The sequence below is a fragment of the Dyadobacter jejuensis genome, assembly GCF_003149085.1.
GTDB lineage: Bacteria > Bacteroidota > Bacteroidia > Cytophagales > Spirosomataceae > Dyadobacter > Dyadobacter jejuensis.
Genome location: NZ_QGDT01000009.1, coordinates 164,721 through 190,348, shown reverse-complemented (window position 1 = coordinate 190,348; position 25,628 = coordinate 164,721). Strand labels below are relative to the sequence as shown.

Annotated in this window: 22 protein-coding genes; 10 read left to right on the top strand and 12 right to left on the bottom strand. The window is 46.5% G+C overall.

What is annotated here, in order from left to right:
* Positions 1-77: 77 nt before the first annotated feature.
* Together porT and ubiE are read right to left on the bottom strand one after the other, a co-directional pair.
* Positions 78-812, bottom strand: a complete 735-nt coding sequence (gene porT / locus CLV98_RS16570; protein WP_109675933.1) for a type IX secretion/gliding motility protein PorT/SprT — start codon at positions 810-812, stop codon at positions 78-80.
* Positions 761-1,483 carry a bifunctional demethylmenaquinone methyltransferase/2-methoxy-6-polyprenyl-1,4-benzoquinol methylase UbiE gene (gene ubiE / locus CLV98_RS16565; protein ID WP_109675931.1) on the bottom strand — a complete coding sequence of 241 codons (723 nt, stop codon included), beginning with the start codon at positions 1,481-1,483 and terminating at the stop codon, positions 761-763. The genes porT and ubiE overlap by 52 nt, the downstream gene beginning before the upstream one ends.
* Before the next feature lie 214 nt (positions 1,484-1,697).
* On the opposite strand from ubiE, the gene CLV98_RS16560 reads away from it, so the two are divergent.
* Together CLV98_RS16560 and CLV98_RS16555 are read left to right on the top strand one after the other, a co-directional pair.
* On the top strand, positions 1,698-2,462 hold the full coding sequence (locus CLV98_RS16560) for a hypothetical protein (protein WP_109675929.1): 765 nt from the start codon (positions 1,698-1,700) through the stop codon (positions 2,460-2,462).
* 14 nt (positions 2,463-2,476) lie between these two features.
* On the top strand, positions 2,477-3,052 hold the full coding sequence (locus CLV98_RS16555) for a hypothetical protein (protein WP_211320054.1): 576 nt from the start codon (positions 2,477-2,479) through the stop codon (positions 3,050-3,052).
* Positions 3,053-3,084: 32 nt separating this feature from the next.
* On the opposite strand, the gene CLV98_RS16550 is transcribed toward CLV98_RS16555, so the two are convergent.
* From CLV98_RS16550 to CLV98_RS16520, 7 genes are all read right to left on the bottom strand, one after another.
* On the bottom strand, positions 3,085-3,600 hold the full coding sequence (locus tag CLV98_RS16550; RefSeq protein ID WP_109675925.1) for a DUF6265 family protein: 516 nt from the start codon (positions 3,598-3,600) through the stop codon (positions 3,085-3,087).
* A gap of 180 nt (positions 3,601-3,780) precedes the next feature.
* Complete coding sequence (locus CLV98_RS16545) at positions 3,781-5,595, bottom strand: acyl-CoA dehydrogenase FadE (RefSeq protein WP_109675923.1); 1,815 nt, start codon at positions 5,593-5,595, stop codon at positions 3,781-3,783.
* Between the two features lie 124 nt (positions 5,596-5,719).
* Positions 5,720-8,590: a putative Ig domain-containing protein gene (locus tag CLV98_RS16540; RefSeq protein WP_109675921.1), complete on the bottom strand. Its 2,871-nt coding sequence runs from the start codon at positions 8,588-8,590 to the stop codon at positions 5,720-5,722.
* Between the two features lie 173 nt (positions 8,591-8,763).
* On the bottom strand, positions 8,764-9,906 hold the full coding sequence (locus tag CLV98_RS16535) for a glycosyltransferase (RefSeq protein ID WP_109675919.1): 1,143 nt from the start codon (positions 9,904-9,906) through the stop codon (positions 8,764-8,766).
* Positions 9,903-10,907 carry a glycosyltransferase family 2 protein gene (locus CLV98_RS16530; protein ID WP_109675917.1) on the bottom strand — a complete coding sequence of 335 codons (1,005 nt, stop codon included), beginning with the start codon at positions 10,905-10,907 and terminating at the stop codon, positions 9,903-9,905. Before CLV98_RS16530 ends, CLV98_RS16535 begins: the two co-directional genes overlap by 4 nt.
* Positions 10,908-11,011: 104 nt before the next feature.
* A complete protein-coding gene (locus CLV98_RS16525) occupies positions 11,012-12,190 on the bottom strand; it encodes an acetyl-CoA C-acyltransferase (RefSeq protein ID WP_109675915.1) in 1,179 nt (392 codons plus the stop codon).
* A 174-nt stretch (positions 12,191-12,364) separates the two neighbouring features.
* Positions 12,365-12,601 carry a PspC domain-containing protein gene (locus tag CLV98_RS16520; RefSeq protein WP_109675913.1) on the bottom strand — a complete coding sequence of 79 codons (237 nt, stop codon included), beginning with the start codon at positions 12,599-12,601 and terminating at the stop codon, positions 12,365-12,367.
* A gap of 291 nt (positions 12,602-12,892) precedes the next feature.
* Here CLV98_RS16520 and CLV98_RS16515 point away from each other — a divergent pair, with 291 nt between their 5' ends.
* The 3 genes from CLV98_RS16515 (at position 12,893) to CLV98_RS16505 (ending at position 17,457) form a co-directional block, all read left to right on the top strand.
* The gene (locus CLV98_RS16515) at positions 12,893-13,081 is read left to right on the top strand and encodes a hypothetical protein (RefSeq protein WP_109675911.1); all 189 of its coding nucleotides are present in this window, start codon (positions 12,893-12,895) and stop codon (positions 13,079-13,081) included.
* Positions 13,082-13,274: 193 nt separating this feature from the next.
* The gene (gene secA / locus CLV98_RS16510; protein ID WP_109675909.1) at positions 13,275-16,613 is read left to right on the top strand and encodes a preprotein translocase subunit SecA; all 3,339 of its coding nucleotides are present in this window, start codon (positions 13,275-13,277) and stop codon (positions 16,611-16,613) included.
* A gap of 184 nt (positions 16,614-16,797) precedes the next feature.
* Positions 16,798-17,457 (top strand): phosphatidylserine decarboxylase family protein, encoded by a 660-nt coding sequence (locus CLV98_RS16505; protein ID WP_109675907.1) that lies wholly within the window; start codon positions 16,798-16,800, stop codon positions 17,455-17,457.
* Here CLV98_RS16505 and CLV98_RS16500 read toward each other — a convergent pair.
* Positions 17,449-18,069, bottom strand: coding sequence for a rhomboid family intramembrane serine protease (locus tag CLV98_RS16500; RefSeq protein WP_109675905.1), 621 nt, complete (start codon positions 18,067-18,069; stop codon positions 17,449-17,451). The genes CLV98_RS16505 and CLV98_RS16500 overlap by 9 nt on opposite strands.
* Positions 18,070-18,084: 15 nt before the next feature.
* Positions 18,085-19,059: a polyprenyl synthetase family protein gene (locus CLV98_RS16495; protein ID WP_109675903.1), complete on the bottom strand. Its 975-nt coding sequence runs from the start codon at positions 19,057-19,059 to the stop codon at positions 18,085-18,087.
* Positions 19,060-19,257: 198 nt separating this feature from the next.
* On the opposite strand from CLV98_RS16495, the gene CLV98_RS16490 reads away from it, so the two are divergent.
* Entirely contained in the window at positions 19,258-20,091 is an 834-nt protein-coding gene (locus CLV98_RS16490; RefSeq protein ID WP_109675901.1) for an aminotransferase class IV, read from the top strand.
* 65 nt (positions 20,092-20,156) lie between these two features.
* On the opposite strand, the gene CLV98_RS16485 is transcribed toward CLV98_RS16490, so the two are convergent.
* Complete coding sequence (locus CLV98_RS16485; protein ID WP_109675899.1) at positions 20,157-20,990, bottom strand: hypothetical protein; 834 nt, start codon at positions 20,988-20,990, stop codon at positions 20,157-20,159.
* A gap of 729 nt (positions 20,991-21,719) precedes the next feature.
* On the opposite strand from CLV98_RS16485, the gene CLV98_RS16480 reads away from it, so the two are divergent.
* The 4 genes from CLV98_RS16480 (at position 21,720) to CLV98_RS16465 (ending at position 25,350) form a co-directional block, all read left to right on the top strand.
* A complete protein-coding gene (locus CLV98_RS16480; protein WP_158281282.1) occupies positions 21,720-22,871 on the top strand; it encodes a M91 family zinc metallopeptidase in 1,152 nt (383 codons plus the stop codon).
* Between the two features lie 68 nt (positions 22,872-22,939).
* The gene (locus CLV98_RS16475; protein ID WP_146202298.1) at positions 22,940-23,377 is read left to right on the top strand and encodes a hypothetical protein; all 438 of its coding nucleotides are present in this window, start codon (positions 22,940-22,942) and stop codon (positions 23,375-23,377) included.
* A gap of 378 nt (positions 23,378-23,755) precedes the next feature.
* A complete protein-coding gene (locus CLV98_RS16470) occupies positions 23,756-24,901 on the top strand; it encodes an RHS repeat domain-containing protein (protein ID WP_109675892.1) in 1,146 nt (381 codons plus the stop codon).
* On the top strand, positions 24,901-25,350 hold the full coding sequence (locus tag CLV98_RS16465; protein ID WP_109675890.1) for a hypothetical protein: 450 nt from the start codon (positions 24,901-24,903) through the stop codon (positions 25,348-25,350). Before CLV98_RS16470 ends, CLV98_RS16465 begins: the two co-directional genes overlap by 1 nt.
* Positions 25,351-25,628 lie beyond the last annotated feature (278 nt).

Genomic DNA, 25,628 nt, shown 5'->3' with positions numbered 1-25,628 from the left:
AAAATTTTTAACGATCTGATTATCAATATCATTTGAAATAAACTTTTTTAGATATTGTTTTTGCTTGCCTACGGCTCCTATTCGAAGTTTAAGTATAGGGTTACCGTATGTGTCCGGAGATTTTTGATGCCCATGGTATTGGCGGTAGTGGAGGGATTCAGCACATTGCCCATGCCATGAGAAAACCGTAGCTCGGGGGCGAATTTGAAAAACTCGAAAAAGCGCTCAAATCCCACGCCATAGTCGAAGGTAAAGTCGCTGGTGCGGGTGTCCAATACTGCGGAGTTCCCCCCTCTGTTTCGCTTGACGTTAGTTTCCAATCCGAGGGAGCACCCTGCTATCATATACATGCGGTTATTGCCCCGTCGTTTGGATTTATACTTGAGCAAAAGGGGGATCTCTACCCAAGTCGATTCCCGTTTGGTGATTTGGCTGCTTCCGTTGGGGTAACTGAGGCGAAGCTGGCGGTCATAAAGGGATACCGAAGGAGTCGTACGGATGTCGAAACGATCGTTTAAAAAGGCATTAATCGTAAAACCCATCCGAAAGGCCGCCGTCTTAGGCGACTCTACCAGAAAGGCGCTGTCCTTCGTTAAGAAATCCGTGTTATGCGAAAAGCGATAATCGGTAAAAGGAACGGCAAACAAAATACCGTAATGAATAGGCTTGTCGTCGTAGTACTCCAGGTGCTTGCGGCGTATGTTTTGCCCCGATACGTCGGAGGTATTTAGGGCAATGAACGAGAGGCCGAGGAGTAGGGCTATTTGTGGCCTACGTATATTGAACAAATTCCGAATGTTAATGGTATGCATTGGGTATTTTTGAATCCTGCTTTGGTATAAATATCTAGAAAAGCGTTTCCATCGGGGAATGCCTGCACCGATTCTGGCAAATAAGAATAGGCTGCTTGGTCTTTGGAGACCGTCCTGCCGATCAGCGGCAACAAATACTTTGAGTAAAAGTGGTACAACTGCTTAATGGGGAAGGACTGTGGCTTAGAAAATTCTACGACCACACAGGTGCCACCGGGCTTCATTACCCTGTTCATTTCCGTGAGTCCCGACAGCAGGTTCTGGAAGTTCCTTACCCCAAACGAAACGATGACGGCATCAAAATAATTGTCCGAGAAGGTCAATCTTTCGGAGTCGCCCGTTTGTAGGGTGATAATATCTTGTTTGTTTAGTTTTTGTATTTTTTTACGGCCTACCTCCAGCATGCCTTCCGATATGTCCACCCCGATGATCTTTTCAGGCTTTAAGCTGAGGGCTTCTATGGCGAAGTCGCCCGTTCCTGTGGCAATGTCCAGGATCACCTTAGGCTGTCGTTTTTGAAGCAATTTAATGGCCTTTTTGCGCCAATAAATATCGATTCCCCCGCTCAAGACGTGGTTCAATAAGTCATATTTTGGCGAGATATTGTCGAACATTTCAGCTACTTGTTCGCTCTTACTAGATTGTTTATCTTTATATGGTAATACACTCATGAGTGATTTGTCTTAAAGTTTAGAACTACAAAGCTAATGGTATTTGTTGCTAGGACCCTTATTTACTGACAAATTCTCAGGTGGTAAGTCGCAAGTACGGACCTAAGCACCAAGTTAGTCTTGGCTAAAGGGTAGTGAGATACCAACATTCATCTTGGTATTAAAATTTCTGGGAGTCGGTGTTGGAGAGGCGGGGCATTAAGCACTGGGGGAGATGGGAAGACGGTGGGCCATGGCGATAGTAGGACTGGTACTCTGCGGACAGGTTCTTGGGCAGGGCGAAAAGAGCGGTACTTCTCGTCGCGTTAAAGAGTCGTATTGGCAGGTAGGCGGGCAGGCTGGCCTTACACAGTTTTACGGAGAGCTCAACAACCAGGATATGCAAGGGGTAGTAGACCTCTCGGTATCCTACCATTTCGATAGGAGGTGGGCTTTGGAGCTGGACTATGCCGTAGGAAAATTGGGAGGGGAGCGGATCCCTTATTTTAATTCTTATTTTATCACCCGATTCAACGAAATAGGCCTATTGGCCCAATGGAATGTGATGGAGCAATGGAACAAAGAAAAGACCCCATCCCGCTTCAATATTGTGCTATGCGGTGGGTTAGGGCTCATGAATTTTAATGCGAAGGCCTATGATATCGATAGCAACGTGCTGCAACGCTTTTCTAACAGTTCGAGTAGCAAGCGGAACGGATTATTTCTGAAATGGGGCAAACCACATGGGCCCAGCGGGATCAAAAATACCCATGAAGGGGTTATACCTTTGGGGATGGTGCTCGACTTTAATCCTAGGCCTCATTGGCGCCTGGGCATGGCCTATCGGTTTGGGTTTGTCAGGACCGACAAGCTGGACGCAACGTCGGGCTATAGGCTGGTGAATCCCGAGGAAAGCACGAGCTACAGCGATACCCCCAACGATCGATATAGTTACCTGGTTTTTTCCGTCACCTATCGGTTTGGGAGCCAAAAACGCTAATTTTAAGTATGGCCATGAACGAAATCAAATACCGGTTTTATCCTTCCTTACTCAATACCTTCCATCGCTATACCCAAGGGTATCTCGATCGGCAGCAACTGCTCGACCGGGTCAACAGGGTGCCTATGCCGACAACTAAGGCACAAGGCAAAGGCATCAGTTTCGAAGAGGCGGTCATTAAAGGTACCGACGAGGAGGCTTATGATCCCGAGCTGCTACGGCAGGTACGGGCCCTTTTACCTCGGCCTATGCTAAAGGCCCAGGTATATTGCGAGCATCGTTGGAATAATGTGCTCGTGTATGGATTTGTGGACGTGATAGGTACCACCCTGGCGGTAGATCTTAAGACAACCGGACAATACAGTCCGGGACGCTTCGCCCAGGATCATCAGAATTTCTATCTGCCGGCCCTGCAGTCTCGAGGGATCCGGCGGCTGCGCTATGTCATCACCGATTTTCATCGGGTGTACCAAGAAGAATATCAGATGCCCTTGGACCTATCCGTTCAACAGGGTGAAATTAGATCCTTTTGTGATTTTTTAGAGGCCAACAGGGAAGAAGTTACCGATACTCGGATTATGGCCTTATAAAAAAGGACCCGCCGTAATGCGGGTCCGAGCGATTAGGATAATTTTTTGAAGATAAAGAGGTCTTTATATACCCAGGTGCCATTTTCAAGGAGTCCTTTTTGAAAGACCAATTGATTTTTTTTCCGGAGTTCGTATAGAATGCGTACCGAGCCGTCATTTTTTTCGAATAAGGCCGTGTTTTTGCCCGCTTCAATGAAGCGATAGGTGTCCGACACTTCCATTTCTTCAAGGGAGATCATCCCAGGCTTAAAGTGCTTTACCCTTGCTACAGGCCCATTCTCCGTCTGTTCGAAGGCAAAGATTTCGTATAAGGTCGCTTTGCCATCTTTCATCATACGGAGGTAACCCACAATATTATCGCCCATAGGGCTGGTCCATCCGCCATCTATGGGTCCTCCCGAAAACTCACCCCTCCATTGACCACTAAGGAAGCTTAAGTCTTCTAAGGAGCCCGTTTTGGAGCTTTGCGCCAGGAGGTTCGAGGAGGTTATTGTGAGCAAGGCCAGGCCGATCACTAAAATGAGTGGACACTTTTTTAGGCGAATCATATTCGTCGTGATTTAGGATTTAGGTGAATGAAAAATAATTTGGGGGGCAATTTAGCCATTTACATGGAAGTTACATCCCCCAAAAATATAAAAAGAGCCAAACCTGATGCTGATTTGGCTCGGCACGCTAAAAGCGGCTTTTAGTTGTATCGGGTATTGGCCCCGAAGTGTTTGAAGTTTTTAGTACTTATAATCGTTGTTGGCAATAAGGTCATCGGCAATGCGCCGACGGGCCTCTTTGAGGTTGTAGGGCTCTATCTTGGTAAATCTTTTAAGGCCCATCAGCATCACTCTCAGCTCGTCGGCCGTGGCGAAGCTGGTGATGGCTGAGCGGCCAGAAGCACCGATCTTTTCAACCGCTCCATGTAGGTATACCAAGGCCATATCTTTATACCGCTCGTTGCTATCGGCACCATACAGATCTATTCGTTTCTCTACCCTTAGCAGGGTCGATTCGGCAATATAAATCTCTATGATCATATCGGCGATGTCCATGATGATCTCCTGCTCGTCGGATAGTTTCATCATATATTTTTGAACGGCCGCACCGGCAATCATCAAGACGGCCTTTTTCAAATTCTTTAGGGTGCGCTTTTCCGCATCGAACACCCCTTCATCGTCGAATGTGCTAAAATCGGGAATGGAGAGGATCTCTTTTCCGACAGCCGCGGCGGGGCCCATCACGTCGAGCTGGCCTTTCATCGCCCTTTTTAGGATCATGTCGACCACCAACAGGCGGTTGATCTCGTTAGTTCCCTCAAAGATGCGGTTGATTCGGCTATCTCTATAGGCACGGTCCATGGGTGCGTCGGCCGAATACCCCATGCCTCCATAAATTTGTACCCCCTCGTCGGTCACATAGTCGAGCACTTCCGAGCCATGCACTTTCATGATGGCACATTCAATGGCGAATTCCTCCAGAGCCTTCAGCTTAGCCTCCGCATCGGACATGCCCCCCTCTTTAAATGCCAGGATAAGGTCGTCGATATGCTGCCCTACCCGGTAAGCAGCCGACTCCGTGGCGAACATCCGCAGGGCCATTTCGGCAAGCTTATGTTTGATAGCACCAAATGAGGATATGCTAGTTCCAAATTGTTGGCGTTCATTGGCATAATTGATGGCCTGACGTGCCACTCTTTTGGCACCTCCTAAGGCAGCAGCAGCCAGTTTGATACGGCCAATATTCAGAATATTAACGGCTATTTTAAAGCCATTGCCCCTGGTCGAGAGTAGGTTCTCGACGGGTACCAGGCAGTCATTGAAGAAGATTTGCCGGGTATCGGATCCTTTTATGCCCATCTTATGTTCGGGCTCATTCATGGTGATGCCGCCAAAACTTTTCTCGATAATAAAGGCCGATAAGCTTTTATCAGTAGCTCCGTCTTCCTCTATTTTGGCAAATACGATCAATACGTCGGCAAAGCCGCCGTTGGTGATCCACATCTTTTGACCATTTAGCCTATAATGCTGGCCGTCGGCGGTCAGCACGGCTTTGGACTTGGAGGCGTTTGCATCCGATCCTGAGTCGGGCTCGGTAAGGCAGTAGGCGGCCTTCCACTCGCCAGAGGCGAGTTTAGGTAAATATTTTTGCTTTTGCTCCTCGTTTCCGTAGTACAGAATGGGCAGGGTTCCTATGCCGGTATGGGCCGAAAGTGCCACAGAGAAAGAGTTGCCCGCTCCGGTGGTTTCGGCTACGAGCATAGAGGTGTTAAAGTCCATCCCGAAGCCCCCGTACTCTTCGGGCACCACCGTACCTAGGAGCCCCAATGCCCCTGCTTTGTCCATCAACGAAGCGATCAGCTCGGGTGACTTCGCGTCATCGATTTCATCTAGTCGTGGCCAGATCTCTGTTTTTAAAAAATCCTGGCAAGTCTCAGCGATCATCCGCTGCTCCTCTCCAAACTGCTCGGGTATAAAAATGTCCTGGGCTATGGTCTCCTTAATCAGGAACTCTCCTCCTTTTATGATCGCATTGGTGTTTTCTGCAACGGGCATGATACGTCTATGATTTGTGGTTCTGGAATGAGTATTTGGTATGCGTGCATACTAAAATTCGCAGTACAAATATAATTATTCCCTATTATTATGCAAGCATACTAATTGAAAAATACTTCTCCTTTTATTTTTTAAAAATCCGGTACTGTTTTAGGAGTTGTCCTTCGCTGGAGAGGCGGACTAGGTATATACCAGCCGGCAGAAACATCTTATACAGGGCAATATTACTTAGGTTGTCGGCGGTGGTGACATACTCCTTCGGTACGGGGATAATCTTCCCGGAGCTGGTCACCAAAGCATATTCTATGAGCAGATTATTCTTATCGTTGGGCAAGCGGATGTTGAGTACGTCGGTAACCGGGTTGGGGTAGAAATCCCAGGCCGGTATGTCCCCTACAATGTCTAGAGAGTCTCCTTTGCTGATGCTAAACTGGATGGAGTTGCTGACGACCGTGCTGTCGCGGCTGGTAGCTTTGACGGTGAGGGTATATCGGCCGGCCATGGGCGGGAAGCCACTCTCGTTATCGTATAAGGCATAGGGGAATTTGTTGGTCGAGGAGCTGTAATGAAAGGGCCCCGTCAAGTCAAAATTCACTCGGTCATAATCGAAATTCCCATAGGCATAGATATTGATGAGTGGGGGCATTTGGTCGTATGGAATGACGTTATCGCCTTCTAATTTGCGAATTATGGATTGGTCTATGGCCCTTCCGCCCCTTACCAGCTCAAAGCGCAGGCGGGGGATTTCGACAATCAGGATCAGTGGAATCTCTACATAAGCTCCACCATTATCGTAGGCCCTAATGATGAGCCGATATTCGCCTTCCTCGGTAGGGGTGCCCGAAAGCACGTTCAAGGACAAATCGAGCCATGACGGGCGATTCTGAATCGAGATGGACGATATATAGCCGTCATTGTCGCCAAATACGTTAGGGAGCACGTATTCGAAGGGATAGTTTACCGAAACATATTTGACAGGAAAGGGACTAGAGGCATAGGGAGGCTGATTGAGAAACTGTGGCTCTACCACCTTAATGGTAAAATAGGTTTCTACGAAGGCGTTCAGGTCGTCATAAGCTTTTAGGAATATCCGGGATTCGCCTAAGGATGTGGGCGTTCCAGATAATACTCTGTTCTCATACTTCAGCCAGTTGGGCAGGTCGAACGCTTCAATTTTAGTGATTTTCCCGTCTACGTCTATAAATGCATCCTCCGGAATGGGCAAGCTAAAGGCTTCGTTAATAGCGATGGTCTGGTTCGAGAAGTTACTATTGACCGTCGGTGGTCTGTTGGCATTTTCTTGGGTGTCGACCCGGATCGTAAAGAAGGCTTCAGTACTTCCACCCTCATCGTCGGTGCCGGTTACTTTTATTCGGAAGTCACCGAGGGTGGTGGGTTTGCCCCATAGCGTGCCATTTTCAAACTTTAACCATGCGGGCAAGCCTGAGGCGACCATTTTGGCGATGGTACCATCGACGTCCGAAAAGGTGTCGGTAGGTAGTTTATAGCTGAAGTCTTTATTGACCGCTACGATCTGCATGGGTATAGGCCTCAAGATATAGGGTGGGTAGTTGGAGGCATCGTCCCAGTAAGAGGGTTGTAGCAGATCTTCATTCAACACCACTTTGATGGGGCGGGGATTATTGGGGTCGGCATAGGCCTTTTGTGCCCAAGCCTGGTAGATCACATTCTGAGCCCCCTTTTTTTCTACAGCATCCGATAGCCGGTAACCCACCGAATCGGTGTAAACAATCGGGGGCATGGGTTTGTTGAGCCAGTTGGCGGCGGCGGCGCGCAAGTAAGGTTCGGATCGTTGTAGGGTTTTGGTGGTAGAAATAAGGGCGGCCACTACTTTGGCCCCATGGGCGAAATTCTCGTCTATCTGTTTCTGGTGTATGGTATTATCCAAAAACTCGTTGACAAAAAGTTCGTTAGCAATGAGGTAATTGGAAGGACTCGCACTTTTGAGGATATCTACCGACCAGCGGTGGTCGAAACTCACCAAGTCGTCATTGACTTTTATTCCATCCGTCTTTTCGTTCAAATCCATATAAGCCAGGGTACCCCTTCGTAGCGAGGCTCCGTCAAATACTGAGCCATAGTCGGAAATAACTTTAATATTGGCATCTACCGATTTGATAGCATCTACGGTCTGCTCTACATACTTTTTGAATACCAGGTGTCTATAAATGTACCAGTCCTTTCCAAATCGCTGGCGGAAGGCCTGGTCGGGCTCCCAAGGCGTGGACGGAGCGTGAGCCTCGTCGAAAGATTTGTAATGAGTTCCCCATAGGAAATTCATGCGTTCAATTTTCTTATAATTCGTTTTGAGCCATTCTTGGAAGCCTTTGTGCATGCTTGGGGAGTAGTCGTATACGGTAGGGACTTCTTTTCCGTCTTTAAGAATGGTACTATAATATTCCCCTTCTTGGGTGGGGGTATTGGTGACGGAGATAAAAAGTAATTTTTGTTCTGTTTGAAGATATTTGTATCTGTTTGTGACTTCTTTAATAAAAGCCAAGCCCTTATTTACAATGGGCTGGTTGTCGAAACCAAATGCGGTGTCCTGATACCCGCCCAGCAAGGGGGTGTCGAATTGGCTCCATTGACTGTCAGATTCCTCCCAGAAGCCGTTGATACGGGTGCTATGGCGGCCCAGATGTATGCGTAAGGCCACTTTCATTCCAAGACTCGTGGCTAACTGGATCTGCTCGTCAAATTTTTCCCATTTGGGTGTTTCCGTGGGAGATTGCTGATAAACCTTGTCCCATGGGATGGCTATATATACCGCATTGAGACCATAATTGTGGGCCGTACGGATCAGCTCCAGTTCAGGGCCCTTTTCGATGGGTAAGTTGAGCAGTAGCAGGGCTAGGTAGCGTTGGTTGTCGGCTTCGGTGGACGCCGATTGGCCTTGGACTCCTGTTGACAGTCCGAGGCTTAGCAGCAGCAATGCGGCCACAATATGATGGATGGATCGGTAGAGTTGATTCATAAAGACAGATAATAGATAATCGGACGGCTACTCCATGCTTAGAGGCCATGTTTGCATAGTAGAAGCCCAAGACTCCCAGTTTAATACGCAATAGTGAGGGTTTTATTTTAGTGCCTGTTTTATAAAAGCCCAAGCCCTGCAGCATGCAGTAGCATCCCTTGCTTCTGACCACGTCAGGAAGGTTCGGTGGCAACTATTTTCTGGTTATAAAAGGTTTCCATCATCTCACACCAATTGGCCATTCCGGCAGTGGTACCAAAGGGAATGCAATGCCGCTTGCTAGACTCGGCGTCGTAGTCATGGATGTTTGCCCTCCATCTGATCATCTCATCGGCAAATAGTGCCGTATCGAAGCAGGGGATTAAGGATCCAGTTTTTTCGTTGATAAACTCCTGAGGTCCACCGCTTTCGAAGGCTACGATGGGCTTGCCCAGCCATGCCGCCTCCACCATCACCAAGCCAAAGGGCTCCTGGCGCGAGGTCATCATAAAGCCATCGGCGGCGGCCAAGTAGTTGTAATAGTCGTTATGCTGTGCGCCTACCAGGTGGATATTGATATGTTGGATCGACTCGCAGCTTTTTTGAACCCAGTAGGTGAGTCCATCGTCTAGGAGCCGCCCTACCCATACCAGGTGTAGCGTACTGTCGGCGGGTAGTTTTTGTGCCAACTCCGGAAGCAGGTCGAAGCCTTTTCGTTCCGAACTGGTGCCCGACATAATCCAGATAAAATCCGTTGCTTTGGCCCCTAACTTCTTTCTAATCGCTACAGCGTTTTCGGGGTTCGTTTGTATGGCCTCTAGGTCAACGAAGGAATACAGTTTTTTTATGTTTTTGGCCCCAAGTTCTTCCAAAATGTCACAGACTATTTGGGAGCAGCCTACCAGCAAATCGGAGTATTCGATTAGGTTTTTAAAATTAACCTTGCTGGATGAGGCGAAGGTATGGCCCAATTCATGCACATGGGTAACGCAGGGAATATTGAGCTCTCGGGCTTGTTCCACCACAAAGGGGAGCATGATGGTGTTGACATACCAGAAGTCGGCCTTGAAATCCTTGGCTGCGGCCTTAATTCCTTGAATAGTGGGGTTCCATCCCAAGTGAAAGGCCAATTTCTGGGTAAGGGAGTAATGGTCGGGTACGTGGTAAAAGGCCACATCGGCAGGGAGTTCATCCACCAATTCGCCCTTTCTAAAGCTGACCACCCCCATTTCGAACTTACTACGGTCGAAGTGCTTGAATATATACCATAGCATCACCTCCGAACCCGTTCTGGATGCATAGGGGGTGAAAAATAGAATACGTATTTTTTCTTTCATAAACGAGCCTGTAAATCGATATTTTCGGAAGGTAAAATCTTAAAAAGATAACGCTTATTCAGCAGGATTTTCCAGAAATAGCGCGTCATCACCATGACTTTCTTGGTATAAAGACCTTGTTGGCGGAGCTCACCGAAAGGTTTTTTGCCCATACGTATATTCAGAACGATTTTCCAAATATAAATAACTGGAATCATACTTAAATAATGTAGCATCAAAAACAAGAAGGTGAATGGGCCAAATTGCTTGCGCACCCATAGTAAGTTAGAGACCTGCATTTGGGTGCCAAATCGGTTAATCCAGCTGATATCGGTGCGTCGGAAGGGGTTGTTGTTCTCTAAATGGAGGAATTTGCAATCCTTAAAATAATATATTTTACCCAGTTGCCCGAGTCGTTTACACCACTCTACATCCTCGCCATACATAAAGAAGTTCTCATCGAAGCCCCCCGTTTGGGCGAAGCCGTTGCTTCTTAGAAAGATAAAGGCGCCTACCAGCCAATCGCATTCATTGGGGTCCTGGTATTGGGGCTCAGGGAATAGCCTGTCCAATAAACGGGTGAAAAGTGCGCCTGGGGGTACCAGATACATGGTTTTATGGATGGCATTGAAGCTCGAGTGATAGGGAATGGGGGTATGGTCGGCATAGTATTGCATGGCACCGGCTGCTATGATATCGGGGCGGCTTTCCATCCGATCATAAAAGGTCTCAATCACCGGGTCGACTAGTAAAGTGTCGGCATTGAGCAAGAGGAGGTATTTGCCTGTAGCCAGCTCCATCCCTCTATTATTAGCGATGCCAAAGCCCACATTCTGCTCCATATTGATCCACCGAACCCCGGGGAATTCGGCCTGTACTAAGTTTTGGCCGCCATTTTCTGGGTCGTTATCGACTACAATAACCTCAAATTGGAGATTGGTGGTGTGTTGATAGACAGACTTTAAGCAATTGATAATTAGCTGAGGTGTGCGATAGTTTACAATGATGATGGATACATCCATTTAATTATGACCTTTTCGGTGGAAGGGCAAAAATAGGAAAATCTCCGTGTAAGCTATAAATTACTTACACGGAGATTATTTGATGGTTAGTTTTTGAGCCTAGGCTAGTTTAACCTTTCAAAAATTCCGGCCACTCCCTGTCCTCCTCCCACGCAGGCAGTTACCATCCCATATTTTTGGTCGCGACGGCGCATTTCATTGAGGAGCTGTACGGTGAGCCGGGCGCCAGTAGATCCCAGCGCATGGCCCAGGGCTATAGCCCCGCCGTTGGGGTTCACCAGGTCAGGGTCTATACCAAGCTCTTGGATGACCGCCAAGGATTGAGCGGCAAATGCTTCATTCAATTCTATTTGTTCTATTTGGTTCAGTTGTAGACCGGCCTGTTTTAGGGCCTTTGGAATGGCGGCTACGGGACCTATCCCCATAATACGCGGTTCTACCCCCGCCGTGGCATAAGCTAACATTCGGGCAACTGGCTTAAGCCCGAGCTCCGCTACCATGGCCTCGGACATAACAGCCACAAAAGCTGCACCATCTGAGGTTTGTGATGAATTACCCGCAGTTACAGAGCCTCCCGCCGCAAACACCGGTCTCAAATTGGCCAATGCCTGGAGGGTGGTATCGGCTCGGGGGCCTTCGTCTTGGCTAATAATATTTTCTCTCGTCTTTTTCTTCCCAGTCAGTGGATCGAAGTAGGTCTCTTCTACCGTTATTGGAACGATACCACTATCAAAATAACCCTGCTCTTGAGCATTTAATGCTTTCTGATGCGAGCTGTAGGAGAAGGCATCCTGCCTTTCCCGGTCTATTTTGAAGTCTTTGGCCACTTGCTCGGCCGTAAGGCCCATACTCAGGTAGTAGTCGGGGTTGGATTTGGCAATATCGTAGTTGAGGGCCGTTTTCCAGCCCATAGTAGGCACCATCGACATGGACTCCGTGCCTCCGGCTATGATACAGTCGGCTAAGCCGGCGTGTATTCGCGCGGCTGCCATAGCAATGGCTTCTACCCCGGAGCCACAATACCGGTTAATAGTAATCCCAGATACCTGCTCGGGTAAGGCTAGAAGTGCCACATACCTGCCCATTTGCATGCCTTGTTCGGCTTCTGGTACGGCATTGCCCACGATCACGTCGTCGATCCGCTTAGGGTCCAGCTCGGGTAATTGTGCCAATATATGCTTAATGACCCTAGCACCTAGATCGTCGGGGCGGGTAAATCGAAAACCACCTTTGTTGGCCTTGCCGACCGCCGTACGGTAACCTGAAACAATGTATGCGTTCATATTCTTATGGGGATAATGGTTCTGGAAATGCCTAATACTACAAATAGTATGCTAGCATACTATTGTAAAATTAGTGAATAACTTGAAAACAACAAACCGGTGGAAAACGTTTTCTACCGGTCCGGGATTTCTGTATCGACTTGCATTATGGCTTCCTCATAAGTGTCGGCAGTTCTAAATACCGCCGCAGGTATGTTCTGTTAATTCCTTGGGCTTCTTAGCGATATCGGGCATGAGTATCCAAAATGCGATATAGACGATCACGATGGGGAGGGGGGCAGGAATAAAGATGCCTAGCACGAATAATACCCTGATAAAAACGGTGTCGATATTGAAATAATCGGCAAGGCCAGAGGCGACGCCTCCTAAAATTTTTTGGTGGGTGTTTCGATATAACTTGTTGTTGTTCATGGCTAATTGATTTTTTGTTTTGATGTCTCAAAGGTACTATGTATTGCATGGTAGTGCATATATAAAGGTACAGATGGTTCTAAAGCAGGAGAAACGGTAGAAAGGCGATGAGATAGGTTTTCTAAGGAATTGTCGAAGACGGTTTTGGGGCTTCAATACTGGTAAGCATCACATTAGCGTTATGGATAAGCGGGGTGGCTATTGGATTTTGTTCGGGGGAATCGGCCGTATTTTAGTGGCTGTAAAGTTAAATTTGGTAAATTTGAAACTTATATATACCTATTAGATCAGATGGCGATTCAAAAATTTAATGACCGAGTGCGGGTACGGGTTAAGAATGACCCCGAGGTTTGGGTGATATTGGCCCATGAGAAAATACCTAAAGGAGCTAGCGTCAAAATTACGGGCAAGGTGAAATGTAGGAATGAGGAGACCGGGGATATCAAATTTTTTAATGAAAAAAACTGCGAGTTAGCCTAGCCCTCAGGCGTATCCTATGGGTAGGAGGCGCCGTCTTTAATGAAGGTTTAATAAAGCGGGGTATAAAATACTATTTCCAATGGATTACATTTGTAAAGCTTTTTAGCAACTTTGCTGACAATCTGGCATTTTGTGGATTGTGGGACTGATAATTTAAATTTCAAGGACGATATAAATTCAATATAGGAAGATCATGTTTAAAATATTTTCGAAGATTTTTGGTACCAAATCGGAACGGGATCTCAAAGAGCTAACCCCTTACGTGGACAAGATCAATGCGGAATACGCCAAATTAACCGCCTTGTCGCACGACGAATTAAGGGACAGCGCTACGGCTTTGAAAGCCCATATTGCCACTCAGCTCAAAGCCATCGATGCGCAAATCGAGGAGCTTAAGCAGCAGGCAGGGGCAGAAGCCAATGTGGATACCAAGGAGTCCATCTTCAAGCAAGTGGATGCCCTTACCAAGGATCGGGATAAGGAATTGGAGGTAATACTGTTGGATATTTTGCCCCAGGCCTTCGCTATCGTCAAAGAAACTGCCAGGCGTTTTAAGGAAAATGAGAGCCTGGAAGTTACGGCTACGTACTTCGACAGGGAAATAGCGACCAAGAAGTCACATATCACCATTGAAGGAGATACGGCCCGGTGGGCAACTACCTGGAATGTGATCGGCCAGCCGATACGCTGGAGCATGCAACATTACGATGTGCAGCTGATAGGTGGGTTGGTATTGCACCAGGGTAAAATCGCCGAGATGGCCACTGGTGAAGGAAAGACTTTGGTGGCTACATTGCCAGCCTTCTTGAATGCCCTCGCCGGACAAGGGGTACATATCGTCACCGTCAATGACTACCTAGCAAAGCGTGATGCGGAGTGGAATGCGCCCCTTTTCGAGTTTCATGGAATGCGTGTGGATTGTATCGATTTGCACCAACCCAATACCGAGGCTCGCCGCAATGCCTATAGAGCCGACCTCACCTACGGTACCAATAATGAGTTTGGTTTCGATTACCTGCGTGACAATATGTCACGTACGCCGGAGGAATTGGTTCAGCGCAAGCACCATTTTGCCATGGTCGATGAGGTCGATTCCGTACTGATCGATGATGCCCGTACCCCCCTGATCATTAGTGGACCCGTACCCCGTGGCGACGAGCAGGAATACATCCTCTTGAAGCCTAGGGTAGCCAAGATCGTGGAAGCCCAGAAAAAACTGGCCATGGAGCTGCTAAATGAGGCTAAGAAAAAAATAAATGCTGGAGATAAGAAAGAAGGGGCTTTAGCCTTATTCAGGGCCCATAGAGGGATGCCTAAGTACAAGCCCTTAATTAAGTATTTGAGTGAAGGGGGGATTAAAGCCCTGATGCAAGAGTCGGAAGGGATCTATTTGGCCGAGAACCAAAAATTGATGCCCGTGGCCGATGAGCCTCTTTACTTTACCATCGATGAAAGACATAACAGCATAGAGCTTACCGAAAAGGGGATCGATTTCCTTACTGGAGAGTCGGAAGAGACTAATTTCTTTATCCTGCCCGACATAGCGGTGGATCTGGATGCGATCGAGAAAAATACCGAGCTCAGCGAACAGGAGCGTATCATCGAAAAGGAAGCCCTTATACGCGATTATTCCGTTAAAACGGCTAGGATCCACACCGTCAATCAGCTATTAAAAGCCTTTACGCTCTTTGAGAAAGACGTAGAGTATGTGATTATGGATAGCAAGGTGAAGATCGTCGACGAACAGACGGGGCGTATCATGGATGGACGCCGGTATTCGGATGGACTGCACCAAGCCATAGAAGCCAAGGAAAATGTACGGGTGGAAGATGCCACCCAAACCTATGCCACGGTAACCCTGCAAAATTATTTCAGGATGTACCATAAATTGGCGGGTATGACGGGTACTGCCGAAACGGAAGCGGGGGAATTCTGGGAGATCTATAAATTGGATGTAGTGTCCATTCCTACCAATGTACCGGTGGTACGTAAAGATGAGGAAGATAAGGTATATCGGTCGGTACGGGAGAAATACAATGCCGTGACCGACGAGATCGTCGAATTGGTACAGCAAGGCAGACCCGTATTGGTGGGTACTACTTCGGTAGAAAACTCAGAGATTATCAGTCGGATGCTCACCTTGCGGAAAATACCGCATCAGGTACTGAATGCCAAGCAGCACCAGCGCGAGGCAGAGGTAGTAGCCGTAGCAGGGCAGCCAGGCACGGTGACTATCGCCACCAACATGGCCGGTCGTGGTACCGATATTAAGCTATTGCCCGATGTAAAGGCTGCGGGTGGTTTGGCGATTATTGGTACCGAGCGTCATGAAAGCCGCCGGGTCGATCGCCAGCTCAGGGGACGGGCGGGACGCCAAGGCGACCCTGGTTCGTCGCAGTTCTTCGTATCTTTGGAAGATAACCTCATGCGTCTGTTTGGCTCCGACCGGATGGCCAAGGTGATGGACCGGATGGGCCTCGAAGAAGGAGAGGTGATACAAAGTAGCATGATTACCAAGTCCATTGAACGGGCTCAGAAAAAAGTGGAGGAAAATAACTTTGGTATGCGTAAGCGTCTTCTAGAATATGACGACGTGATGAATTACCAGAGGGATGCCATCTATACCAGAAGGAAGAATGCGCTATTTGGAGAACGACTAGCGGTAGACATCGCCAATACCCTCTACGACGTTTGTGAGGAGATCGTGTCGGTTTCCGAAAATTACAGCAGCCTAGAACTGGCCTCTATTACGACCTTAGGCATTGAGTTGCCCTTCTCCGAAGCCGAGTTTGCTGGGTTAAAGACCAACGATCGGTTAAGTCGCCTATATCAAGCCGCAGAGAAGCACTATCAGGACAAAAATCAAAACATTGCCGATAAGGCCCTGCCAGTCCTAAACTCCATTTATCAAGAAAGAGGAGGCACCATTACCGAAATTATGATCCCATTCTCGGATGGCGTTCGGCAGACTGGCGTGGTGGTGAAGTTAGAAAAGGCCATTGAAACAGCTGGTAAGGAGATCACCCGGGAGATGGAGAAGGCGATCGTACTTTCGCTGATCGACCAGGAGTGGAAGGAACACCTCAGGGAGATGGACGATCTCAAGCAATCGGTTCAGAATGCCGTCTTCGAACAAAAGGATCCTTTATTGATTTATAAATTCGAGTCCGTGGAGTTGTTTAAGCGCTTCTTGAGCAAGGTGAACTTCGATATGATCGCCTTCTTGATGCGCGCCGATATCCCTCAGGAAGAAGCAGCACCGGCCACGGCAGTGCCCCAACAGGTCCGTAGACAAGCCCCCACCCCCGAGTTGCACACCAATCGGGAGGAGGATATAGCTTCAGAAACGGCGAATGGACAGCTTCCTCCAATGGAAAATACCACCAAAGCCCAGCCTGTTAAGGCTGAAAAAATTGCAGACAGAAATCAAAAAGTTTCTGTTCAATATCGCGATGGCCGGGTATTGCGCGACGTGAAATATAAGAAAGTAGAACAGGAAGTCAAAAATGGCGAATGCGTTGTAATTGAGTAGCCTAGGGGCCATTCCTGAATCCCTCTCATAACCGTTAGGGCTTTCAGATGGGCCTAAAATCGTTGCCATTATTAGAAAACCCCACCCTTCTTTAGCGGAAAGGTGGGGTTTTTCTTTCTGCTCGATTCAAGAAATATGCGATATTTGCAGACTCGTTAGAAAAGAAATCAATAATCGCCCCAATATGAAATTGCATAGAGAAGGATATACAATTATGACGGCAACGGCCATCGTGTTGATATTCATTAATTTAGGACTGAATTATTTATTGCCGGAAGGGCATTGGGGAGTAGGACTCACCCTGGTGGCTAGTATTGTACTCTTTATTTTGGTAGTGCAGTTTTTCAGGGTGCCCAAGCGCTTGGCCTATCAGAGCGAGAAGCAGGTAGTGGCTCCTTGCGATGGAAAGGTGGTGGTCATAGAGGAGGTGGTCGAAACCGAATACTTTAAAGGTCCACGTCGGCAAATAAGCATTTTTATGTCCCCCCTGAATGTGCATATCAACTGGAACCCTATTTCGGGCGTTATCCAGTATTTTAAATACCATCCGGGGCTATATCTGGTAGCCTGGCACCCTAAGTCGAGCACCGAAAATGAGCGTACCACGGTGGTGATTCGGAATCATGTAGGCGTAGATATCTTGTTTCGACAGATAGCCGGTGCCGCTGCACGCCGTATTCGCTGGTATGTGAAAGAGGGCGATCAGGTGGAACAAAGTACCGAAATGGGCTTTATTAAATTTGGCTCCCGGGTCGATATCTTCGTTCCACTAGATGCAGCTATAAAAGTCAACTTGCAAGACAAGACCGTGGGTAGTGTGACGGTCTTGGCCGAGTTAAAATAACCGCCAGCTGAATATTTGTTGGAAGAATTGGGGTACGGATGGGGGATACACCACCGCCATAAAGACCATCCCAAACAGTGCCCCATATAAGTGGGCGCTATGGTTGATATACCCGCCTCCTTTACGGTCGGAATAATAAGAATAGCCCAGGAATAGGATTCCAAAGATAAAGGCCTTTAACTGGATGAAGAAGTACAGATATATATCCATTAATGGCGCGTAAAGTATGGCCGCAAACAATACGGCGGATACCCCCCCTGATGCTCCTAGAGAGTTATAATTCGAATTTTTTCGGTTTTTAAAGAAAGTGGGAACGTCCGAAGCGACGATACCCAGAATAAAGAGCCCTAAAAAATAAAGGGTACCACTGCTCCCGAAAAGCATGGCGAAAAGGCGTTCAATACCCTCTCCTATAAACCATAAGCTCAACATATTGAAGATCAGATGGCTGTAGTCGGCATGGACGAAACCGGAAGAAATAAACCGGTAATACTCGTTTTTCTTGGTGACACGGTATGGGTTCATGATCATCTTATCCATAAAGGAAAAATTGTTGAAGCCATAGTAGCTGGTGCCACAGATAATTAGAATCAAAATAATGGTAATAGACATAAGGGTAAGGGTGGGTTAGTTTTCACGATTTACCAAGTTATGGACAAAATCCATCAATGGTTTTTTCCGCTCCGGTACTACGGCCACCGCTTCTAAATGGGCGATGCCGTTGGTGAAGCAAGCAGCAATTTTTTCTTCTGTAAGTTGTTGAATTCCCAATTTGGTGTAAATCTGCTTTACAGCGGCGACTTTTTCTTCCTTATCGAAAGTAGGGGCCTCGATCCAGTGGTGCAGTTCCGCCTTGGTAGGTCCCGTGGCCCTGGCTAGGGCTTCTATCAGCAGGAAGGTCTTCTTATTGGCTATGATATCGCCCCCCACTTGTTTGCCAAATTTGCTGGGGTCGCCATACACGTCGAGTAGGTCGTCTTTGAGCTGGAAACCGATGCCCATCGTCTCTCCGGCTAAGTATAGGGCCTTTTTGCTGGCAGCGTCGGCTCCTCCGATGATGCCGCCCAGCTCCAGGGCCATGCCCAACACTACGGAGGTTTTTAGTCGTATCATTTCCAGATATTCCGCTTCTGTTACATCCCAACGGGTTTCGAAGTTCATATCCAACTGTTGCCCCTCACACACCTCCGCAGCTGTAACATTGAATCGTTCCAGTACGTTTCGCAGCTTGTGGTCATCGACTTGTATTAATAGTTCGTACGCTTTTATTAACATGACATCGCCCGAAAGGATGGCCGTATTGGCATTCCATTTTTCGTGTACCGTTTGTTCTCCTCTGCGAAGAGGAGCCTGGTCCATGATGTCGTCGTGCATCAGCGTAAAGTTATGGAATACTTCCACGGCCATAGCCGGCTTGAGGGCCTTCTCGAGCTCGTCGGTATATAACGAAGCTGCCAATATGGTGAGGAGCGGTCTGAAGCGCTTCCCGCCCAAGGACATAATATACTCGATGGGGTCGTAAAGTTCAGTAGGATGTGTTCCGTAACGATGGGCTGCAAAATTCTCTTGCAGTTTTTTTAAAATGGGGTCAATCTGTATCATTAAACTGTTGTGTCAAGCTGAAGGAATATGGTTCACTTCCTGTCTTTTTGTAGAAGTACGCAAAGTACCTAAATAGTCGCGTAAAACTCAAAAGGTTCTGTGAATTGCCGGCAAAGGATCGCTGAAATAGTAATATATTTACCTTCTAGGTGCTTCAGAAGTGCTTTTGAGCGTCAAATAGTATTTTAATATATCAGAATGGCTTTATATCAATATTTTAATGGGCAGATCCTTCCATTGGAAGAGCGTATCTTCACTTCTAACGACCTAGGCTTGATACGGGGCTATGGATTGTTCGACTTTTTTAGAACCTATAATGGCGTTCCTTTTCGTTGGGACGACTATTGGGAACGGTTCGAAAACTCTGCCCGCTCCCTGAAGTTAACCTTGCCCATCGGAAAACAAGAGGCCTATGCCGTATTGCTCGATCTATATGCCCGATCCGAAGCACCCGAGGTGGCCTTTCGATTCTTGCTCACCGGTGGCATAGCTGCCGACAGCGTGCATGTTGAAAGCCCCAATATGGTGATTCGCACCGAATCGTTGCCTGTAGACCACCCACAGGGTCGTTTGCAAGGAATAAAAGTCCTGCCCTATTCCTACGTCCGCGACTTGCCGACTATCAAAACCACCAACTATGTGCATATGATACTGATGGCCGATGAGATGAAACAGCAACAAGCTTCCGACCTGCTTTTTCATAAGGATGGAGAGGTGAGTGAGCTAACCAGGAGCAACGTTTTCTTGGTTAAGGAAGGGCGGCTTATCACCACCGATCGACACATCCTGTATGGCATTACCCGTAAGGTAGTCCTCGAGCTGGCTCAGGACCTTATGGACATAGAGATTAGGCCCATCTACCTCCCAGAGATGCTGGAGGCTGACGAAGTGTTTACCACCAGTTCTACCAAATGGGTGATGCCCATCCGGCAGATCGGCGATACCACCATAGGTCAAGGAGCAGTAGGGCCCTATACTCGGGTGCTGCAGGAGCGATTCGAAGCCCTGCTGGCATCCTGGGGGAAATCATAAAAAGGAGGCCATCAAACCGACGGCCTCCTTTTCCAAATTACCCCACAAATTAAAAAAAACGAGCGTTATTCGCTAGCCTCCGGAGTGTCCAGATTAAGTATAGGCCATACGCCAGGTCGGGGAACACTGACCCCCTTGGTGGCCCCTCTGGTAGTGCTGTCGGCGCCGAAGTAATACAAAGGCCAGCCTTTAAAGGTGAGCTGCTTCTTACCGAACACGTCAATCTCACCAAAAAGGGTTTTGTCGACTGTAGAAGGTAGGCTCTCCAGATCGGCCGAAAAGATGGGCCAGTTGCCATCGTTGCTGAAATCCTCTTTCGTGTAGTTATTTTTGTCTTTGGTGTCGTTAACAAAACCATACAAGGTTCGGCCCTGTCCATCGACCAAGAATTGTGTCGAACCGTCGCCTTCTGTGTAATCGCTCAAATAATTTTTCCCGTCGTTACCAACCAGCTGTTTGTCGGCGAGCATGATGCTGTAGTCGGTTTTAGCCACAAACCATACTTTACCCACGTTTTCGCCCTTTACATCTCCAGCAGCGGCATCTCCTGCATAATAATACAAAGGCCAGCCTCTATAAGTCACTTGGGTAGAGCCGCTGGGGTGGGTGATGGTCCCGAAAGCGCTGGCATCAAGGCTCGGGTCTAGAGTCGGGGTGGTCTTGGTAAATAGGGGCCAGTTCGTTAAGCAGTTTCCTGTACAGGTGGAGTTTCCGTCTACATCTTTAGTAAAGAAATAAAGCGTCATGCCTTGGTCGTCGGTAAGCACATCGCCCAAAGTTGTCTCTTTCACTTCAATGTCGTAAGTTACTGTTTCGGGCGTGTTGTTGTCATCGTCATTACAAGATAGGGCCAAAAGTCCCATCACAGACAATAGGGTGTAGTGTGTTAATTTTTTCATGAAGATTAATTATCAATTAAAGGTTTTTAGTTGTACTGTGTAGGGTACGACTAAATGTTCCAGAGGGTTGCTTGGGGGCTGATAGGTATATGACCAGTACGACCGGCTGGTGTATAGCAGGGATGCCAATCAGGCAAATCTAAAGGCCGAAGCGATGGTTTCACGGCTACGCCAATGACCCCACCAAATTCCGAAGACGTACTGATTATACCAACAACCGCCCGGCGGTCCGAATCGTGGCTGGCTCACAAATGCCAATACCAAATACCAACAGACCCAGGGTGCCGACCTACCCTTTTACAGCATTGGGCTTGACTATGCCAATGGTGGTAACTATACCAACGGAAATATTAGCAAAGTGCAATGGGCAGGAAAGGACGTATCCACCCTCACCAAGGGGCTTTCATTTAGCTATGACGGAGCCAATCGGCTACTCAGTAGCACGGGAATAGGTGGCTATGCGGATACGGAAAGTGGCATTAGGTTTGAGTCGTGCGCGACCCCGGAATAATGGCAATATCATGACTTTGATGCGGGCTGGTGCGGCTGTTGATAACCTTTCTTATTCCTACGCAGGCAACAGACTTTCGGCTGTCAATGATTCGAGTGGAATTAATACGGGGGTTAAAAGCGGGGCTAGTGCTTATGCTTATGAGTCGTGCGCGACCCCGGGCTAATGGAAACATGACCAGCGACGGTAACAGAGTTGCTACCCTAACGTATAATTATTTGAATCTACCCAAAACGGTTGCTATTGGTTCTAAAACGTTTACGTACGATTATGATGCGGGTGGTACAAAACATAAATATGCTGGGGATACGATTACCGCCAAATATGCAGGTTTTTTTGAGTATGATGCTTCGAATGTGTTGAAACGAATTGCTACTTCGGAAGGGCAATTGGTTCCATCTGGTGATACGCTTCGCTTTGACTATTATCTTAAAGACCATCTTGGGAATGTTCGACTAGTTTTTAGTGAAAAAGGAGATATATTGCAGAGTACGGATTACTATCCCTTTGGACTAGAGATGGATAGAAACAGCCCCGTCGTGGGGCTGAATTCGAGGAATGGGGTGAATAGATACTTATTCCAAGGACAAGAGAAAATGCCCGAATTCAACTCGTATGACTTTGGAAATAGATTATTTGACCCTGCAACAGTTCATTGGAATCGACCCGACCGATATGCCGATAAATATTATAACCTTTCCCCTTATTCTGCCTTTGGTGGTAATCCCCTCAGATATACCGATATGAATGGCGATAGTTTGGTGGTTAATTACTTCGATTCTAACAGCCAAACACAAAGAGTACATTATGGCTATACCCAACAAGGCGGATATAGTTTCTATAATGCAGATGGAACAGCTTATTCTGGTGGTGATAAATTCATTGCACAAGTGGGAGGTGCATTAGGTAGATTAGGATTGGGAAAAGAGGGCCGACAAATGGTTGATTTTCTTTCATACGATGCCCAAACCGTAACAATTGGTATGTCAACATCAAATAAATATATTGATGCTACCCATAGTGTAGGTTTTATTGAAAATAGTGGTGCACAAATACCTACAGAAGGTGCGAAAGGTGGAGTCTCGACAGCACCCTCATACATTAGCTTAGGGCATGAATTAGCCCACGCCGAAGACCATTTAAAAGGAACTCTAAATACAAACACAACTTGGAATGGCTATTTAGAGGCTGAAAAATACTCAACTAATCGTGAAAATCAATTTAGGTCGGAAAATGGATTGCCTTTAAGAACACATTATGGAGTTCTAAGAGACCCAAATGGAATTAATATGCCAGATAATTCAACAAGAATTATTGACTCAAAAGGTAACAGTCTATTTTTCAAACCAATAAACTATCGGAAAAGATGAAATACATAGGAATTCTATTATTTAGTATATTTTTTACAAGTTGTATATCACAAAACCAATTTGTAAAAATGAACAAGAACATATTAAAACAACAAGCGGATTTTGATAAAAGAATTGCTATAACTACTTTTTCAAACAGAAAACGATTAAGCAACTACTTCGTTAAATCAGATACATTATTTCTTATTGAGCGAGTTGATGAGCCTTCTTTGAAATCAGAAGGAGCCATTTGGAATGAAAAGAGAAATGAGGTTTTGGTGTTTAAAGAAACAGATATTATCTATTTGAAAAAAGGGTATATGTTAAAAATTGATACCACAAGTATTAATTATAATCTATGGAAAGACCCATTGAAAAGCAACGCTGAACGCTTCGATACGACTAGTTTAGACAAACATAAAATTTTAGGAGGCTATCGAACTTTTATTACCCAAGTGATACGAGGAAAAGAGGTCAAGACTTTTTATTTTCATGATTCATATTCATTACTAAATATCGCTAAATAACCAAAAAGCCCTATAATTGGGGCTTTTTTTTATTTACAGATCAACTACATTTTTGGCGAAGAAATCTTTAAAACGCTTATTGGTCAGCATTTTATCACAACCTTGCCGTGGTATGGAAGCGAGACGGATAATCTGACTTATTCTTACATCGGCAATCGGTCGGGCGGCGTTCCGCTGTCGGCTATCAGCGATGCTAGTGGGAATAATTCCGGTGTGATAAGTGGAGCCAGTTCATATCTTTATAAGTCGTGCGCGACCCCGGGCTAATGGCAACATGACTTCTGATGGGAATCGGGGGGCGGTACTTACCTACAATTATTTGAATTTGCCCAAAACAGTTGCTGTTGGTGGGAAGAATTTTCTGTATGATTACGAGTCGTGCGCGACCCCGGGCTTGGTATAAAACATAAGTATGCTGGCGATACAGTAAATATCAAATACGCGGGCGGGGCAGGCCATCCTGCTTTTGAGTATGATGCTTCGAATGTGTTGAAACGAATTGCTACTTCGGAAGGGCAAATGGTTCCCTCTGGTGATACGCTTCGCTTTGACTATTATCTTAAAGACCATCTTGGGAATGTTCGACTAGTTTTTAGTGAAAAAGGAGATATCTTGCAACAAACTGATTACTATCCTTTTGGGTTGGAGATCGATCGAAACAGCCCAGTTCAAATCCCAGCGGCACGTAACGCCATTAACCGCTACAACTTCCTGGGTAAAGAAACTCAGGTTGCTACGGGATATATTGATCTTCAAGCACGGTTCTATGATCCGACCGTTGGGCGGTTTATGCAGATTGATCCGGTTACGGATACTCAGGAAGATCAATCCACCTATCAGTATGGCTGGAATAACCCTATCTTGCGGAGCGACCCTAATGGTACTTACCCAGACGGGCCTGGTGATGACCCTTTCCTGATCGCAAGGCTGGTAACAACGGCGTTCTTTGATACCAAACATGCGATCATTAATACGGCAGCCAGGGCTTTTAATTCTGATATCCGGGCCGGGTACAAAGTAGATGGTGACGGAAATCAGACGTTTGAGACCCAGATCAGCAGGCAAGCCGTTGACAATTCGCTATCCGGACAGGTAAGAGAAGCAGTAAATGCGGTCGGTGACGTAGCTTTGGTAGCTACTGCGGGTTCAAGCCCGGCCAATCCTGGGAATTTGCTTTCTAAGACCAGTGTAGAATCTCAGGTTGTAAAAGCAGGCAAAGAAGTCGTTGCAGAGACATCACAAGCTGCAAGACGTCAAGCTATGAGAGATGCCGGAATTCCAACTAGTCAGCAACCGTCTTCACAATCTAGGAATGCATCGGGCAGAGAATATAGTTATGAGGTTCCGAAAAAAGGAGGTGGTAAAGAAACCAAGTCGGTACAACAACAGACCATGGATAGAAGCCACCCAAATGAAAAGCATTGGGAAGCAGGTCCTGTAAAAAGAGATGCTGATGGTCATGTAAAAATGAATAACTACGGTAGACCTAGGCTAGATAGCGATAAATCAAAAGTTAATTATTAATGGAAACAACTGAACAAAAACGAAGGAGATTATTTGGTAAGCAAGATGTACCGCTGTATCTGGCAGAGCTCAATAAGATTCTAAAAATCCATATTGGTCCAACTGATTTATTATCTATTGTAGAAACAGATGAAATACGTCAACAGAATCTTGCAAAAAACTTAATATTTTCGACGAAAATATTATTCGATGAAAAAAATAAGCTAAAAGAAATAATTAAAATCAATGAAGTATTAGGAGTGGGATATTACGTATTTACCAAATACTCAAGAGATTGCGGAACTTTATTGATGAACTCCTTCGATAATTTCGATTTTGACTTTCCCTTTGATGCTCTATTATCTGGGTTAATTACTTTTACGCAAGAAGATTTACGAAAGGAAATAGTTTTGGACTTCTATGAGGAAGATGGGGTTGAATATCTAGAGATTGAGATTTACGAAAAATAGGTAGTGCGTTTCGAGTGATCGGGGCTCTTGCTGTTTTTACCCCTTACAGCTTTGTTTAAAGTATAAATGCGATGAACGATGTTACTCTTCAAGGACAACCACAGTGGGAAGCCGGACCAACGAAATTGAATAGTAGTAAACCTGATGACTTAAATCGAAGTGGTAATAACAATAAACCACCGATGGGCAAACCAAAATCAAAGGCTAATTACAATGAATGAGAGATTAAATTTAAGAACTATAAGAGACTATAGTTCTTAAGTAAACGACATTGGTTA